This window comes from Halomonas sp. PGE1 (genome assembly GCF_013000985.1).
In the GTDB taxonomy this organism is placed as follows: Bacteria; Pseudomonadota; Gammaproteobacteria; order Pseudomonadales; family Halomonadaceae; genus Halomonas; species Halomonas alkalicola.
In genome coordinates, this window is sequence record NZ_CP053032.1 from 172810 (window position 1) to 188572 (window position 15763).

Below are 15763 nucleotides of genomic sequence, written 5' to 3' on the forward strand. Positions count from 1 at the left end.
GATCAGTCTCCTCCCAGGGCAGTCTTGAGGGCAGCGTTGAGGGTGGCCTCGAGGTCGGCGGGGTCGAGGCGCTTCCAGCGGGCCGTCACGTGGCGGTCGGGGCGTGCCAGGTAGGCGCTGCCGGGCTCGGCGCCATAGCCGGCGAACAGGCTGCCATCCACGTCGACCAGGGTCTGGGCATCCGCCGGCGAACGCGCCACCCGCAGCAGGGTGAGGTCGTGACCCCGGGCCTGCAGGCTGTCGAGGCTCTCCCGCAGGGCCGGCGCGACGCGCCCATCCTCGCTGAAGTGCAGCAGGGTGAAGCCGGTGCCCAGGTGGTCGAGCAGGAAGTCGTCGTCACCCAGGCGGCGATTGATCAGCGGCGCCCCGGGCACCGGGCCGGCGGAGAAGGCCGGGTCGTCGGCCAGGGTCAGCGGGCTCTCGGCGTAGGTGCAGGGGGTCACCTGGCGGGGGTTGGCGAAGCCGCTGGCGTAGTCGTTGTGGAAGGCCAGCGCCAGGGCAGCGTTGCGCATCAGCCGGTAGCCGCGGGTCGGCGGGGTCATGAAGCGGGTGCTCTTGCCGGCGTTGGCGAAGACGTCCAGGGTGGCACCGCGCCGCTCCGGGCTGTAGCTGTCGAGCAGGGCCTCCGGGGCCTGGCCCTTGAGCACCCAGGCGAGCTTCCAGCCGGCGTTGGCGGCATCGGCCAGGCCGTTGTTGAGGCCGCGCACGCCGAAGATCGGCACCAGGTGGGCGCTGTCGCCGATGAAGAGCACGCGACCGTGCCGGTAGTCATCCAGCGCCAGGGTGTAGGCCTTGTAGAGGCTCCACCACTCCAGCTCCCACTCATCGCTCTCGTGCATCACCTCGCGGATGATCAGGCTCACCTTCTCGCGGATGCTGGCCTCCTCCACCGCCTGCTCCGGGTCCTCGTCGGGGCCGAGCTGATAGTCGATGCGCCAGATATGATCGGGCTGCCGGTGGACCAGGATGGTGGCGTCGGGCAGCGCCTTCGAGTGGAAGAAGGCGCGGCGCTCGGTGGGGAAGTCGGACTTCAGGCGCACGTCGGCGATCACGTAGCGGCCCTCGTAGGCTTGGCCATGCAGGGAGAGCCCCAGCGACTCGCGCAGGCGGCTGCGCCCGCCGTCGGCGGCCAGCAGGTAGTCGCAGGCCAGCGCGTACTCCCCCTCGGGGGTGGTCACCCGGAGGGTCACGCCGTCGGCATCCTGGCTCACGCCGGTAACCGCGCTCTGCCAGCGCAACTCGATCAGATCGCTCGCCTGGGCCTTGTCGATCAGGAACTGCTCGATGTACTGCTGCTGCAGGTTGACCATCGGGGCGTAGCGCTCCTGGTCGGAGTGCGGCATGCGAAAGCGATAGATCTCGCGGTCTCGGAAGTAGGTGCGCCCCTGGGTCCAGCCCAGCCCCTTCGCCGTGAAGGGCGCATCGACGCCGAGCTGCTGGAGGAGTTCCAGGCTGTGGCGGGAGATGCAGATGGCCCGGGAGCCGTCGTTGACGGTGGCCTTGTCGTCCAGCACCACCGAGGCGATGCCGTGGCGGGCCAGCTCCAGAGCGGCGGTCACCCCCACCGGGCCGGCACCGACGATGGCCACCCGGTGGCGCACCGCCTGGCCCTCGAGCTCGGGAGGACGAACGAAGGGGAAATGCGGATAATCGAAGTAGAGCGAATCGGTCTCGGCGCGTCCGGCGGGTCGCATGGCCTCTCTCCTGACAGGGGTTGGCGTTGTTGTATGGCGTGGCTGTCTGACGTCGAGGCAGCGTATCCCCGGGCCGAGCCGCCCCCTGTCCCGTCAAAGAGGGGACAGAACCCCCACACCCTGCGACGAAGGTGGCAACCCTGACAACCGCATCCTCGACAGGTCTCTCCCCGGACTGGCCGGCGCTGCTGGCAGCCGTGGCCGAGTGCGTGGCCCACCTGGGCAGTGCGCGCTTCGAGGAGGACCTGATCGCCCTGCTGCACCTTGGGGTGGGCATCGAGCAGTGCATCCTCTTCGCCTACGCCGAGGGCGACAGGATGGAGACCCGGCTGGTGGACAACTCGCGCTTCCCCAAGGTCGCCGGGCGCCTCGCCGCCCTCTATGCCGGCGGGCTCTTCCGCCAGGATCCCCACTATCCCCGGCTGCGCCAGCTGCTGGCGGAGGGCAGCGACGAGGCCCCGGGAGAGCTTGCGCCGATGCAGACCGAGACGATGTCGCCGGCCTACCGCCGCCACCTCTTCGCCTTTCCCGATCTCGCCGACAAGGTCTCGCTGCTGATTCCCGCGGGCCCCGTCGTCTACTACCTCAACCTCTACCGGGACCTCGGCCGGGGACGCTTCCGCTCAGGCGAGCTGGCGACCCTCGGCGCCCTGATGCCCCTGCTGGCCAGCCTGATCCGCCGCCACTACCGCCAGGCGCGCCCCGCCGCCCTGCCCGCCAGCGAAGAGGAGGCCGCGGCACTGGCGCCGCTCTCCGCCCGCGAGCGCCAGCTCTGCCTCTTTCTTCTGCGCGGCCACACCCTCAAGACCGCCGCCGCTGCGCTCGATGTCGCCCTCTCCACCGCCGAGACCTACCGCAAGCGCGCCTACGCCAAGCTGGGGGTGCGCTCCAAGGCGGCGCTGGTGTCACTGTGTCGGCGGGGGTAGGCCCTCATCGGCGAGGCGCCGAAAGCAAGAAGCCCCGGCACGGGGCCAGGGCTCTCGGCAGCAGGGCGGTATCCCCTCACTCGGCGGCGCGGCGCTCGAAGGCCTCGGCGTTGGGGCAGAAGCCGCGGCACTCCTCGACCTCGGCGCCGGCACGCATGGCCTGCCAGCAGTGGCCCACCACGGGGCAGGCGTTGCAGGTGTCACGCAGGGCGCCGTAGCCCGGCTGGGCGGCCAGCTCGGCATCCTGCAGGCCGAAGCGCTGCATCATCACCGGCATCAGGGTCTTCGCCGGCACGAAGGTGGCCGGCTGACCCGCCCCCAGCTGCCGGGCCATCTCGCGCTCGAAGCCCCGCTCCAGAGGGGAGTCGAGGTCGGTCAGCAGCTTCTGGTAGGTCGTGCCCGCCTCGTGCTGGACGTCACGCACCAGCTGAGGGGTGGAGGCGGCGTAGCAGCGCTCGGTCAGGCGTTCCCACCAGGATGAGGGGCGAGTGGTCTGGGCAGTGGCCATGGTGATGCTCCCGTCAGGTGATCGTGTGTCTGGGCTCAGTATCGACCCGCGGGAGCCTCGCTGCCTTGACCGAGGTCAAAATAGTTTCAAACGAAACTACCTCGGACTGTTGTCGACCACGTCCTCCGGCCCCATGCCGGGCTCCTCGGCCGCCAGCGCCAGCTGCTCGCGGAAGTAGGCCAGCGCCCCGCTGCCGTCCACGTCGTGGCGGGCCGCCTGGGCCACCCACTGGTCGGGCAGGTCGGCGGCCATGGCCTTGAAGCGCTCCACCTCGGCCTCGGGCAGCTCGATGAAGGTGTTGCCCTGCTCCCGGGCGAACTCCACGCCGCGCACGTCCACCACGTCCATCATGTAGCCGAACAGCCGCGAGAGCCGCTCACCGGAAACCGATGCGATGGCCTCGCGGTCCTCATCGGAGAGCGACGCCCAGGTGTCGGGGTTCATCACCAGGGAGAAGCTGCCCCGATAGAAGCCGCCGGGCATCTCCACCGTGTAGGGCAGCACCTCGGCGAGGCGGAAGCTGCGCAGCCCCTCCAGGGTCAGCATGGCGCCACCGATGACGCCCTGGGTGGCGGCCTCGTAGGTGCCGCCGGGCGGCAGGGCCACGCCGCTCAGCGACAGCGCACTGGAAACGTCGGCCATGATGCCGCCGCCGATGCGCACGCGCTTGTTGGCCAGGTCGTCCAGGCCATCGATGCCCTCCCTCAGGAAGAGCGCCCCCGGGCCATGCACCCCCAGGCCGATCAATTCCACGCCGCGATGCTCCCCCGCCTCGGCGAAATACTCGTGATGGGTGCGCCAGTAGGCCACCGAGGCCGCCTCGGAGGAGAACTCCTCGAAGGTGGGCAGCTCCGGCAGCTTGGTCAGTTCGAAGCGCCCCGGCATCAGGCCGTGGAAGAGCCAGGTGGCATCGGCCACCCCGTCGGCGATCAGGTCCATCTGGGCGCCGGGCGGCCCCATGTCATGCACCACGTTGACGGTGACGCGCCCCTCGGTGGCCTCTTCCACCCAGTTCGCCCAGGTAGGCCAGACGATGGTGTTGACGCCGTGGTTGGGGCCGGCCCAGGTGCTGACCTGGAGCTCGGTGGCCAGGGCCTGGGAGGAGAGCGAGAGCGCGCCCAGGCCCAGCAGGGCGGAGGCGGCGGTCAGGGTCACCAGCTTTTTCATTGTTGGATTTCCTTGTGGTGGGTGTGGTTGGCGTACCGGTCATCGGGGTGCCGGCGCTAGAGCGCCAGCACCAGTCGCTTGCCCCGGGCGCGGGAGCAGCAGGTCATGAGGCGATCCTGTCCCTCGCGCTCCGAGGCGGTGAGCACCTTGTCGCGGTGGTCGATCTCGCCGTCGAGCACGGCCACCTCGCAGCTGCCGCAGAGCCCCTCCTCGCAGTCGCTGGGCACGTCGATGCCCGCGGCGCGCAGGGTCTGCAGCAGGGTGCGGTCCCGCGGCACCGAAAGGGTCAGGTCGGAGTCGGCCAGCACCACCTCGAAGGCATGCTCGCGCTCGGGGTCCAGGGCCGTGCCCTCGGCGGAAAAGTGCTCCACGTGCAGGCTGCCCTCGGGCCAGTGGGCGGTGCCCTCGGCGAGGGCGTCGAGCAGCCGCTCGGGGCCGCAGGCGTAGATCAGGCTCCCCTCTCGCGGCTCGGCGAGCAGCGCCGCGAGGTCGAGTCGCGCGCCCTCTGCGCCGGCATAGAGGCGCAGGGCCGCCCCGTGGTCGCGCTCGAGTCGCGCCAGGAAGGCCATGGTGTCGCGGCCGCGTCCGGCATAGTGGAGCTCGTAGGGCTTGCCCAGCGCCTTGAGCCGGTCGGCCATGGCGATGATCGGCGTGATGCCGATGCCGCCGGCGATCAGCAGGTAGCCCTCGGCGCCTTCGTCCAGGCGGAAGTGATTGCGCGGGCCGCGCACCTCCAGCGCAAGCCCCTGCTTCACCGCCTCGTGGACCCAGCGGGAACCGCCGCGCCCCTCGGGCTCGCGCAGCACGGCGAGGCGCCAGTCGCCGCTGTCGGCCGGGCCGCAGAGGGAGTACTTGCGCGACTCGCCGCTGGGCAGCACCAGGTCCAGGTGGGCACCGGGGGACCAGGCGGGCAGGCGGCCGCCGGCCGGGTCGGCCAGGGTCACGCCCAGGACCCCCTCGGCCTCGGTCGCGACGCGGGAGACCCGCACCCGCCGCACGATGGCGCGGCTCTCCGGGGCGCCGATCGGGAAGTCGCGCTGGGCGGTGCGCACCGCCGGGTCGCGGCGTTCGGGGTTCTGCGCCGGGTCCCAGCGCACCCGGAGCGCCTCCGGGCCGCGGAAGGAGGTGTTGGGCAGGAAGGTGAACTCCTGCGCCTCGAGCTCGAGATGGGGCAGGCGCCGGGTGAACTCCTCGAGGAAGAGGCGCATCTCCAGGCGCCCCAGGTTCTTGCCCATGCACTGGTGGCTGCCGTAGCCGAAGGTCAGGTGGTCCACGGCGTTGTCGCGGTAGATGTCGAGCTCGTCGGGATTCTCGAAGTGGCGCGGGTCATGGTTGGCCGAGGCGGTGACCATGAGGATCCTGCCGCCCTCGGGAATGGTCACGCCCCCCACCTCCACCTCGCGGGTGGCGAGGCGGCGCCAGGCCACCACCGAGCCGGAGTGGCGCAGGCACTCCTCGGCGGCGGCGGGAATCAGCGCGGGGTTGGCACACAGCTCGGCCCACACCGCCGGGCGCGAGAGCAGCTGCCGGAAGGCGTTGGCGGTGGCCAGCGCCGTGGTCTCGTGGGCCGCCACGATGATCGCCATCATCATCGAGTGCAGGTAGCTGTCGGTGACGACGTCGGGCTTCTCGCGGTTCTTGGCGATCATGTCGTACATCCAGCCGTGGCCGTCCGGGCGCGCCTGCATCCGCCGCAACACCTCGCCGGAGTACTGCCAGAACCGGCCGACCCCCTCGGCCACCTCGACCTGCTGCGCCGGCGAGGGACGCCCCCAGGTGTTGAGGGTGTGGGCCACCGAGAAGCGCCTGAGCTGCTCCATGTCCTCCTCGGGCACGCCGAGGAAGTGCAGCGCCACGGTCAGCGGCACCTCCCAGAACAGCTCCGCCACCAGGTCGGCGCGGCCGCGGTCGATGATGGCGTCGAGCCGCTCGCGTACCAGGCGGCGCACCATGGGGGCGTGGGCCTCCAGCGCCTCCGGGGTGAAGGCGTCCAGCAGCTCGCGGCGCCGCGCCATATGGGCCGGCTCGTCCTCGTTCACCAGGGTGCGATGCATGCCGTAGTCGTAGCGCTTGAGCACCGCGAGGGCCTCGTCACTCGGCGGGGTGATCTTCTCCAGGGCGATGGAGGGCGAGAAGGTGAGGTTGTCGCGGAAGATCGCCTTGATGTCGTCGTAGCGGCTCACCACCCAGTAGCCGAGCTTCGGGCTCCAGAACACCGGCTCCTGATCCCGGGACCAGCGCAGCGCCTCGGCGGGATCGAGCTGGTAGGGACGCTCGAAGGGGTCGAAGGCCGCCGCCCGGGGCGATACCGGGCAGCCGTTCGGGGCGGGCTCGCCGGCGTGGTGACCGGCGCGGTGAAAGGGGCAGCCGCCCGCCTCGGCAGCGGGTTGGTTAGGGGCAGAGGTCATGCTGGGCTCCATCTGGACCGGTGCGGCGACGTCGCTTGTCGTGACTGGCCTTTGTCTTACTTTTATCGCACACTTTGTTCTATTGAACGCACAATGCGAAAAATAGGCCCCTTTCCCGGCGACGTCAACCGCGCCTCCCGGGAGCGCAGCGGGGCCGCTCACGACGCCCACGAGGTCGCCCATGTCCACCACCCTGCAGACCCTCGACCGCGGCCTGAACGCCCTGGCGATCATCGCCGAGCAGGCCGGCGGCCTGAGCGTGGCCGAGCTGGCCGAGCGCCTCGCGGTCCACCGCGCCATCGCCTACCGGATCGTCACCACCCTGGAGCAGCACGGCCTGGTGAATCGCGGCCGTGACGGCCTGCTGCGGCTCGGCGCCGGGATCAGCCTGCTGGCCTCGCGCTTCGAGCCCCAGCTGCGCGCCCTGGCCCAGCCGCGCCTCAAGGCGCTGGCGGCCGCCACCCGGGCCACCGCCTTCCTCTCGGTGGCCCAGGGCGAGGAGGCCGTGGTGATCCTGGTGGCGGAGCCCGACGAGGGGCTGCTGCGGGTCGGCTATCGGGTCGGCAGCCGCCATCCGCTCAGCCTGGGCGCGGCGGGCATCGCCATCCTCGCCGGACGCCCCGCCGAGACGGGCGAGGCCGAGGCCATCACCCGGGCCCGCCGGGAGGGCTACAGCCTGACCCGGGGCCAGCTGCAGCGCGGTGCCGTGGGGGTGGCAAGCCCCATTCCCGCCGATCCGCGGCGCAGCGGGGTGGAGGCCTGCGTGGGGGTGGTGGCCATGGATGACCTGGACAGCGCCGCCGCCATCGTCGAGGTGATGGCCGCCGCCCGGGCGCTGGCCGAGCTGGTGGCGCCCGCCGTCGCCGGGGCCGAGTGAAGCCGGCGCCGCGGCGGAGTACACTAGCGGCCGTCCACTCCCCCGCCAGCCGAGGCCGCGCCGATGAGTTCCCACCTGCTCTCCGTCGATTCCCTGACCCGTGACCATGTCGATCACCTGATGCGGGTCGCCGCCCGCATGGAGCCCATCGCCCAGCGGCGCCAGGTCACCCGCGTGCTGGAGGGGGCCGTGCTCGGCAACCTCTTCTTCGAGGCCAGCACCCGCACCCGGGTCAGCTTCAACGCGGCCTTCTGCCGGCTGGGCGGCAGCGTCTGCGACACCACCGGCTTCACCTTCTCCTCCATGGCCAAGGGCGAGTCGCTCTACGACACCAGCCGGGTGATGAGCGGCTACTGCGACGCCATCGTGATGCGCCACCCCGAGCTGGGCTCGGTGGCGGAGTTCGCCGCCGCCACCAACGTGCCGGTGATCAACGGCGGCGACGGTCCCGGCGAGCACCCCAGCCAGGCGCTGCTCGACTTCTACACCATCGACAAGGAGTTCACCCGCCTGGGCAAGCAGCTGGCCGGCGCCCACGTGCTGATGACCGGCGACCTGAAGTTCGGCCGCACCGTGCACTCGCTGATCAAGCTGCTCTCCCTCTACGCACCGCTGCGCATCACCCTGGTGGCGCCGCCGGGGCTGGAGATGCCGAGCCACCTGATCGACCTGGTGACCTCCCGCGGCCACCGCGTGGAGCAGCGCGACAGCCTGGCCAGCGACTTCGGCGACGTGGACGTGGTCTACACCACCCGCATCCAGAAGGAGCGCTTCACCGAGGAGATGAGCGAGGGTTTCAGCCTGTCGCGGGACTTCACCGTGGACCGCGCCTTCCTGGATGGCCGCTGCAACGACAGCACCATCGTCATGCACCCGCTGCCCCGGGATAGCCGCCCGGACGCCAATGACCTCGACGTGGACCTCAACGGTGACCCGCGCCTGGCGATCTTCCGCCAGACCGACAACGGCATCCCGGTGCGCATGGCGATCTTCGCCACCCTGCTGCAGGTGGATGAGCTGATCGAGAAGGAGCTGCGCCCGGTGCGCTGGTTCGTGCCGACCCGCGTGGGCGTTGACGACCGCGAGCTCTGACGGGAGGCGCTTCGGCGCGCTTCGCCTATGCTTGATGTCTGACATCAGCCTGCGAGGAGAGACCCATGAGCCTGCAACGCGCCTACCGCCTACTGGCGGTGTTCTACAGCCTGCTGCTGCTGATCGGGGCAATCGCCCTGCTGGCCGGCGGCGGCACCCCGCTGGCCATGGTGCACCTGGTGGTGGGCCTTGTGGCCGTGGCGGGGCTGTGGGGATACATCCTCAAGCGCGGGGTCATGGGGCCGCGGATGTGGCGGCCGCTGGCCGGGGTGCTCGCCGTGGGGGCGGTGGCGCAGCTCTTCGTGCTGCTGTCGGTCTCCCTGGACGGCGTTACCATCACCTGGATGCTGACCAGCGCGGTCTTCGCGCTGCTGCTGGTGGTGATCCTCTACCGCTACGGCGACCGCGATCAGGCGATCTGGGCCACCCCCGAGGAGCTCGCGGCCGCGCGGCAGCTGGAGACGCTGCTGGAGGGGCAGTCGCGGCTCGAGGCGCAGAAGCGCGAGGGCGACCGGGAGGCCAGCGTGCAGGTGGTGAAGGCGGGCGACGAGTACCGGGCCAGCGTGACGCGACGGCGTGACGGCCAGCAGGAGCAGTTCGAGGAGCGCTTCCACCACCCCGCGACCCTGGTGTTCTTCCTGGAGAAGTTCGCCGGGCTCTCGGTGCAGGACTTCGACCGGGCCGACCCGGCCTGAGCCCGTCGCTCAGCGGCCGGGCAGCCCCTCCCGGGCGGCGAACCAGCGCTCGACGATCAGCACCGCGCTGATGCCGTCGACGCTCGCCTCCCGGTAGTTGCCGCGGTGGCCGCGTTCCCGAGCGATCACCTTGGCCTCGCCGGTGGAGCCGCGTTCGTCGACCATCTCGCAGGGCACCCCGAAGCGGCCGAACAGGCGCTTGCCGAACTTGCGGGCGCGGGTGCTCATCAGCTGCTCCTCCCCTTCCGCGGTCAGCGGCAGTCCCACCACGAAGAGGTCGGGGCGCCACTCCTCCACCAGCCGGGCCACCTGCTGCCAGTCGGGGATGCCGTCCCGGGCCGGCAGGGGGTCGAGCTCGCGGGCGCTGGCCAGCAGTTCGTTGCCCACCGCCACGCCGATGCGCCGGGTGCCGAAGTCAAACCCCAGGATCAGCCGCTCGCCTTCCCGTGCCATCAGCCTTGCCCTGCCGCCATCAGGAGTGCCCCGCCTCGCGGGTCATCAGGTTGAGGTCGATGCCGAGGATGCCGGCGGCGGCCCCCAGACGCTGCTCCGGCGGCACCTCGAAGAGGATGTCGGAGCGCCCTTCCACGGTGAGCCAGGCGTTGTCGAGGATCTCCTGCTCCAGTTGGCCGGCCTCCCAGCCGGCGCAGCCCAGGCAGACCAGGAAGTCCTCGGGCCCCTCGCCCGCGGCCAGCGCCTGGAGCATGTCCATGGAGGTGGTCAGGGCCAGCTCCTCGGTGACCTGGATGCTGGAGTCCCAGGGGGTGCTTGCGCCGCGATGCAGGATGAAGCCGCGATCCTTGTGCACCGGCCCGCCGTAGTAGACCGGCGCGTTGCGATGGGGGCTCTCCTCGCCGCCGAGCTCCAGCTGCTCGAAGAGCGCCTCGAGGGTCAGCTCCAGCGGCCGATTGACGATCACCCCCATGGTGCCCTTCTCGTCATGGTCGCACAGGTAGCTCAGGCTACCGGCGAAGTTGGGATCTTCCAGGTGCGGCATCGCCATCAGGAAGTGATCCTTCAAACCGAAATGTTGCATGAGACTCCCCGGCGGTCCTAGCGCACGCCGTAGTGATTGCCTTGGCCGAACCGCCAGACGCGGGTGATGGAGAGGGTGTCCAGGCTGCCCATGCCCGCATCGAAGGGGCGATAGGGCGCCGCACCGTGGACGGTGTCCAGCGCGGCCTGGTCGAGTTCGGCATGTCCCGAGGATTGTACCACCTCCGCCTGGCGAAGCCCGCCGTCGCGGCCGATCACCACGCGGATGCGCAGCTGTCCCTGCAGATGGCGCGGCGCCGGATGCACGCGGTTGCCGTAGTCTTCCACTCGGCGGGTCCAGTCGTCGATGTAGCGCGCCTCGGCGGCGCGCTGGGCCGCCAGCTGCGGGCTGTCGCCCGCGGGGCCCGCCGCCTCCGGGCTGAGGCCCTGCTCGCGGATGCTGCGGGTGGCCTGGGCCAGCAGGTCGCGGCCCGAGGCGGAGGGCGCGGTGACGCTGGGCGGGGCGGCGGCATCCGCCGCCTGGGGAGCGCTCTCGCGGGGCTCGGGGGGCGTCTCCAGCGCCTCCTCGCTGTCGGCGGCGGGCGGTGCCCGCTCGTCGGGGCGTGCCTCGGGCTCCAGGCGCGCCTGCTCCGGCTCGGCCGGGGTGGCCGGGTCCACGTCGCTGACGCTCTCCTGCACCAGCGGCAGCTCCTCCATGGGCGCCGCGCGGGACTCCGCCGGCGCATCCTCCAGCTGTTCACCGGCGGCCTGCTGGTCGGCCTCGGCGATGGCGTCGGCCGTCACCGGCGCCTCGCTGGGGCGGGTGACCAGCACCACGTCGAGGCTCGAACGCGGCGCGGGGGGCGCGGCGAACTGCCAGCTGGCCACCACGCCGATCACCGCGAGGTGCAGCAGCAGCGCCAGCGACCAGGCCAGCCAGTGGCGATGGGGCCGGGTCACCGGCGCATAGCGGATGGGGTCGTTGACGCAGGCGCTCATGAGCTCTCCCGCCCCCCTGTGCTAGGCCCGCCGCTCGGCGAGCCGGCGCTCGATGGCGTCGAGCAGCAGCCCGGCGATATCGGTGCCGCGCTGGTCGTCGATCTCGCGCACGCAGGTGGGGCTCGTCACGTTGATCTCGGTGATGTAGTCGCCGATCACGTCGAGGCCGACGAACATCAGCCCCTTGTCGCGGATCATCGGCTGCACCTGGCCGATCAGCCAGTGGTCGCGCTCGGTGAGCTCGCGGCTCACCCCGGTGCCGCCGGCGGCCAGGTTGCCGCGGGTCTCGCCGGCCATGGGCACCCGGGCGAGGCCATAGGGCACCGGCTCGCCGTCCACCAGCAGGATGCGGGTGTCGCCGTCGGTGATCTCGGGGATATAGCGCTGGGCCATGATCTGCCGGCGGCCGCGCTCGGTGAGGGTCTCGATGATGGCGCCGAGGTTGCGGCCCTCCGGGCGCACGTGAAAGATCCCGCTGCCGCCCATGCCGTCCAGGGGCTTGTAGATCACGTCCTGGTGCTCGGCATGGAAGGCGCGCAGCTCGGGTTCGCTGCAGGAGACCAGGGTCGGCGTGCAGCACTGGGGGAACTGCTGGGCGAAGAGCTTCTCGTTGCACTCGAGCAGCGCCCGGGTGGGGTTGACCACCAGCACCCCCTCGCGCTCGGCGAAGCCCAGCAGGTGCACGGCGTTGAGGAAGTGGGCGTCCACCGGCGGGTCCTTGCGCATCAGGATCACGTCGAGCTCGGCCAGGGGGCGCGGCTCGGGCTCGCCGAGGTCGTACCAGTGGGCGGGGTCGCGGTGCACGGTGAGGTCGCGCAGCCGGCCGAAGGCGCGGCCGTCGCGCAGGAAGAGGTCCTCCTGCTCCAGGTAGTGCAGCGAGGCGCCGCGGTCCTGGGCGGCCCACAGCATGGCCAGGGTGGTGTCCTTCTTGTAGGCGATGTCGGCGATGGGGTCCATCACCACGCCGATCTTCGGGGCGCGTTCGCTCATGGTGTCGAAAATCCGCTTCGGAGGGAGTGACGCCAGTATGCCGCATGGGCGAGGGCCGCACCAAGATGGCGGCGTCCTTGACAGGGGTGACGCCCGCCACTAGATTTGGTTTCACTTGAAACTAAATAGCCCCGGGAGTGCCCCATGATCCAGCTCGAGCAGATTCACCACGTCGCCTACCGCTGCCGCGACGCCAAGGAGACCGTGGCGTGGTACCAGGACAAGCTCAACATGGAGTTCCTGGTGGCCATCGCCGAGGACCGCGTGCCCTCCACCAAGGCGCCGGCCCCCTACATGCACCTCTTCCTGGATGCCGGCAACGGCAACATCCTGGCCTTCTTCGAGCTGCCCAACTCACCGGAGATGGGCCGCGACCCCAACACCCCGGAGTGGGTCCAGCACATCGCCTTCCGGGTCGCCGACGAGGCCGCGCTGATGGCCGCCAAGGCGGAGCTGGAGAGCAAGGGGGTCGAGGTGGTGGGCCCCACCGAGCACGGCATCATCCGCTCCATCTACTTCTTCGACCCCAACGGCCATCGCCTGGAGCTGACCTACGTGAAGGGCACCGACGAGCAGATGCGCCGGCTGAAGGAGGTCGCGCCGGCGATGATCGAGGAGTGGTCGAAGACCAAGCGGGCACCCAAGCATGCCGCCTGGCTGCACGAGGAAGAGTTCAACGGTCTGGATTGAGCGGCGCCAGCCGGATGCCGGTGGGCGAAAGGGTGATCAGGCGCTGCTTGTAGAGCCGGCCGATGGCCTGCTTGAAGGCGTTCTTGCTCACCCCCAGCCGCGCCTTGATCTCGGCGGCATCGCTCTTGTCGCCCAGCGGCAGGTAGCCGCCGCTCTCGCGCAGCGCCTTGAGCACCGTCTCACCCACCACGTCGAGGCGCGCCGCGCCCGGGGGCAGCAGCGAGAGGTCCAGGCGACCATCCTCGCGCAGGCGCTTCACGTAGCCGGTCAGGCGCTGGCCGCGACGCAGCGGCCGGGTGATGTCGTCGCGATAGAGCAGCCCCCAGCAGCGATGGTCGACCACCGCCTTGAGGCCCAGATCGGTCTGCTCGGCGATCACCAGGGTCACCTCGTCACCCGCCGCGAGACCCTCGGCCTCGTCGGAGACGAAGCGGTCGAGCTTCTGGGAGGCCACCGGCCGCCCCTGCTGGTCCTCGTAGATCCTCACCAGCACCCGCTTGCCCACGCTGGGCCGGAAGCGCTGCTCGCCGTAGGGCAGCAGCAGGTCCTTGGGATGCCCCCAGTCGAGGAAGGCGCCGGTCTCGTTGACGGTGACCACCTCCAGGTAGGAGACCTCGCCCACCGCACACTTCGGGGCACGGTAGCGCCGGCCGGCGGCGGGACGCGGCGTGCGCGGTTCACGGGAATCGGACATGGCGATGTTCCTCGAAGCCAGGGATGAGAGGGGTCAGCGAGCGCTCACAGATCCCCGAAGCGGTACTGCAGCAGGCTCAGCGCCACCACCGGGGCGGTCTCGGTGCGCAGGATGCGCGGCCCCAGGGTGAGCGCGGCGAAGCCGGCGGCCCGGGCGGCCTCGACCTCGTCCTCGGCGAGCCCGCCCTCGGGGCCGATCAGCAGGGCCACGCCGGCCGGGGCAGTCTCCCGCTCGAGCCCGCCCTGGGCGTCGGTGGCCGGATGCAGCACCAGGCGCAGCGCCTCATCGCGCTCGGCCAGCCACTCGGCCAGCGCCAGCGGCGGGTGCACCGGCGGCACCACCGCGCGGCCGCACTGCTCGCAGGCGCTGGCCGCCACGGCCTGCCAGTGGGCGAGCTTCTTCGCCTCGCGCTCGCCCTTGAGGCGCACGTCGCCGTGCTCGGTGTAGAGCGGCGTGATGGCCGCCACCCCCAGCTCCACGGCCTTCTGGATGGCGTAGTCCATGCGATCGCCCTTGGAGATCGCCTGGCCCAGGTGCACGGCCAGCGGCGACTCGCCGCCGCCCGCTGCGACGGCCTCGATGCGCGCCACCACCCGCTTGCGGGAGGCCTCCACCAGCACGGCACTGGCTTCCTGCCCCATGCCGTCGAAGAGGCGCAGCGGGGCGCCCTCGCCCAGGCGTAGCACCCGCGCTACGTGGCGGGCGGGCCCCTCGGGCAGAACGACGTCGCCGCCGACGATGAAGTCGGCGGCGACGTGGATGCGCGGCGCTTTCCGGTGAGTCGTCACGGGTCGCCGTCGCCCTTACTGGGTCGCCTGAGCCTGGGCCTGCTCGGCCTCGCGCTTCTTCTTCTGGGCGTAGATCGCCTCGAAGTTGACCGGCGCCAGCATCAGGGGCGGGAAGCCGCCGCGGTTGACCAGGTTGTCGATGCACTCGCGGGCATAGGGGAAGAGCACGTTGGGGCAGAAGGCGCCCAGGGTGTGCTCCAGCTGGGCCCCCTCGATGCCGGCGATGCGGAAGAGGCCCGCCTGCTCGATCTCGGCCAGGAAGGAGGTGGTGCCCTCCTCGCTGTGGGTCACCTGGGCGGTGACCTTGATCACCACCTCGTAGAGGCCCTCGCCCACCTGACGGCTGGAGGTGTTGAGGTCCAGGCCGACCTTGGGCTTGAAGGGCTGCTGGAAGACCGCCGGCGAGTTGGGCGCCTCGAAGGAGATGTCCTTGACGTAGATGCGCTGCACGGAGAACTGCAGCTGGGGCTTGTCCTGCTGGCCGGCCGCCGGGTTGCCGGCTGCGGCGTTCTGGTTGTTCTCTTCCGCCATGGGAAAGGTCCTTTGACTCGATGAACGAAGTGGATTCGATGAAGGGGGTTACTTGCGCACGACCGGGAGGCCGTCGGCCTGCCACTGCATCATGCCGCCCTTGAGCTTGAGCACGCGAGGGTAGCCGGCCTTGGCCAGCTTGGCCACGGTCATGCCCGCCGTCTGGCCCGACTTGCAGACCACGATGATCGGCTTTTCCTTGACCTTGTTGAGCTCGCCCAGGCGCTCGTCGATGCGGCTCTGGGGGATGTTGCGCGCCCCGGCGATATGGCCGGCCTTGAAGGCGTCGGCATCGCGAGTATCCACCACCACCGCATCCTCGCGGTTGATCAGCTGGGTCGCCTCGCTCGCGGTCACGCCGTTGGCGCTGCTGTTGCGGACCTCGTAGAGGATCCAGGCGGTCAGCACCATCAGGAAGGCGCCCACCAGCAGCGGGTGGTTCTGCACGAATTCAAACAGCTGATCGATCATGGGTCCAGATAACTCTTGTCTCGGTGCACGAAGGGGAAGGCCGGGGCCAGGCGGGCCCGCCGAATGAACGGCGCCCAGTATACACGACGTCCCGCGGGCTGCGGCCGGCAATGACGCCCGGCGGCGCCATACGATATCATGCCGCAATCCGCCATCTGCCGCGACCCCGCCCGCTTCCCGGCCGCCCCGGGGCAGCACACCGGCGCAGCGCCTGCGCTGCAAGCCATCCCGGGCACTGAAGTGTCGCCAGCCACGCAT

General features: G+C 70.8%; 17 protein-coding genes. 5 read left to right on the forward strand and 12 right to left on the reverse strand.

Annotated elements, in window-relative coordinates:
- Positions 1 to 2: 2 nt before the first annotated feature.
- Positions 3 to 1694 (reverse strand): FAD-dependent monooxygenase, encoded by a 1692-nt coding sequence (locus HIR79_RS00880; RefSeq protein ID WP_169956079.1) that lies wholly within the window; start codon positions 1692 to 1694, stop codon positions 3 to 5.
- A gap of 131 nt (positions 1695 to 1825) precedes the next feature.
- Here HIR79_RS00880 and HIR79_RS00885 point away from each other — a divergent pair, with 131 nt between their 5' ends.
- The gene (locus HIR79_RS00885; RefSeq protein ID WP_249322211.1) at positions 1826 to 2620 is read left to right on the forward strand and encodes a helix-turn-helix transcriptional regulator; all 795 of its coding nucleotides are present in this window, start codon (positions 1826 to 1828) and stop codon (positions 2618 to 2620) included.
- A gap of 76 nt (positions 2621 to 2696) precedes the next feature.
- On the opposite strand, the gene HIR79_RS00890 is transcribed toward HIR79_RS00885, so the two are convergent.
- The 3 genes from HIR79_RS00890 to HIR79_RS00900 form a co-directional block, all read right to left on the reverse strand.
- A complete protein-coding gene (locus HIR79_RS00890; protein WP_169956081.1) occupies positions 2697 to 3128 on the reverse strand; it encodes a hypothetical protein in 432 nt (143 codons plus the stop codon).
- 96 nt (positions 3129 to 3224) lie between these two features.
- Positions 3225 to 4295: a TRAP transporter substrate-binding protein gene (locus tag HIR79_RS00895; RefSeq protein WP_169956083.1), complete on the reverse strand. Its 1071-nt coding sequence runs from the start codon at positions 4293 to 4295 to the stop codon at positions 3225 to 3227.
- A gap of 56 nt (positions 4296 to 4351) precedes the next feature.
- Positions 4352 to 6703, reverse strand: a complete 2352-nt coding sequence (locus HIR79_RS00900) for a cytochrome P450/oxidoreductase (protein WP_169956085.1) — start codon at positions 6701 to 6703, stop codon at positions 4352 to 4354.
- A 181-nt stretch (positions 6704 to 6884) separates the two neighbouring features.
- Between HIR79_RS00900 and HIR79_RS00905 the strand changes: the two genes are divergently transcribed.
- From HIR79_RS00905 to HIR79_RS00915, 3 genes are all read left to right on the forward strand, one after another.
- Positions 6885 to 7580 carry an IclR family transcriptional regulator gene (locus tag HIR79_RS00905; RefSeq protein ID WP_169956087.1) on the forward strand — a complete coding sequence of 232 codons (696 nt, stop codon included), beginning with the start codon at positions 6885 to 6887 and terminating at the stop codon, positions 7578 to 7580.
- A gap of 63 nt (positions 7581 to 7643) precedes the next feature.
- Entirely contained in the window at positions 7644 to 8672 is a 1029-nt protein-coding gene (gene pyrB / locus HIR79_RS00910; RefSeq protein ID WP_110069065.1) for an aspartate carbamoyltransferase, read from the forward strand.
- Between the two features lie 65 nt (positions 8673 to 8737).
- Positions 8738 to 9367 carry a hypothetical protein gene (locus HIR79_RS00915; protein WP_169956089.1) on the forward strand — a complete coding sequence of 210 codons (630 nt, stop codon included), beginning with the start codon at positions 8738 to 8740 and terminating at the stop codon, positions 9365 to 9367.
- A gap of 9 nt (positions 9368 to 9376) precedes the next feature.
- On the opposite strand, the gene ruvX is transcribed toward HIR79_RS00915, so the two are convergent.
- The 4 genes from ruvX to gshB are packed head-to-tail and all read right to left on the reverse strand — an operon-like array spanning position 9377 to position 12331.
- Positions 9377 to 9820 (reverse strand): Holliday junction resolvase RuvX, encoded by a 444-nt coding sequence (ruvX, locus tag HIR79_RS00920; protein ID WP_110069067.1) that lies wholly within the window; start codon positions 9818 to 9820, stop codon positions 9377 to 9379.
- A gap of 19 nt (positions 9821 to 9839) precedes the next feature.
- The gene (locus tag HIR79_RS00925; protein ID WP_119022329.1) at positions 9840 to 10403 is read right to left on the reverse strand and encodes a YqgE/AlgH family protein; all 564 of its coding nucleotides are present in this window, start codon (positions 10401 to 10403) and stop codon (positions 9840 to 9842) included.
- Between the two features lie 17 nt (positions 10404 to 10420).
- Positions 10421 to 11341, reverse strand: a complete 921-nt coding sequence (locus tag HIR79_RS00930; RefSeq protein WP_169956091.1) for a TonB family protein — start codon at positions 11339 to 11341, stop codon at positions 10421 to 10423.
- 21 nt (positions 11342 to 11362) lie between these two features.
- Positions 11363 to 12331, reverse strand: a complete 969-nt coding sequence (gshB, locus tag HIR79_RS00935) for a glutathione synthase (protein WP_169956093.1) — start codon at positions 12329 to 12331, stop codon at positions 11363 to 11365.
- A gap of 144 nt (positions 12332 to 12475) precedes the next feature.
- Between gshB and HIR79_RS00940 the strand changes: the two genes are divergently transcribed.
- The gene (locus HIR79_RS00940) at positions 12476 to 13021 is read left to right on the forward strand and encodes a VOC family protein (protein WP_169956094.1); all 546 of its coding nucleotides are present in this window, start codon (positions 12476 to 12478) and stop codon (positions 13019 to 13021) included.
- Here the strand turns inward: HIR79_RS00940 and HIR79_RS00945 are convergent.
- From HIR79_RS00945 to HIR79_RS00960, 4 genes are read right to left on the reverse strand one after another with little or no spacing between them, the layout of a single operon-like run.
- Positions 13005 to 13715 carry a CvfB family protein gene (locus tag HIR79_RS00945; RefSeq protein WP_169956096.1) on the reverse strand — a complete coding sequence of 237 codons (711 nt, stop codon included), beginning with the start codon at positions 13713 to 13715 and terminating at the stop codon, positions 13005 to 13007. The genes HIR79_RS00940 and HIR79_RS00945 overlap by 17 nt on opposite strands.
- Before the next feature lie 44 nt (positions 13716 to 13759).
- Complete coding sequence (locus HIR79_RS00950; protein ID WP_169956098.1) at positions 13760 to 14503, reverse strand: 16S rRNA (uracil(1498)-N(3))-methyltransferase; 744 nt, start codon at positions 14501 to 14503, stop codon at positions 13760 to 13762.
- A 15-nt stretch (positions 14504 to 14518) separates the two neighbouring features.
- Positions 14519 to 15034 (reverse strand): protein-export chaperone SecB, encoded by a 516-nt coding sequence (gene secB / locus HIR79_RS00955; RefSeq protein ID WP_110069073.1) that lies wholly within the window; start codon positions 15032 to 15034, stop codon positions 14519 to 14521.
- A gap of 48 nt (positions 15035 to 15082) precedes the next feature.
- Entirely contained in the window at positions 15083 to 15505 is a 423-nt protein-coding gene (locus HIR79_RS00960; RefSeq protein WP_169956100.1) for a rhodanese-like domain-containing protein, read from the reverse strand.
- Positions 15506 to 15763 lie beyond the last annotated feature (258 nt).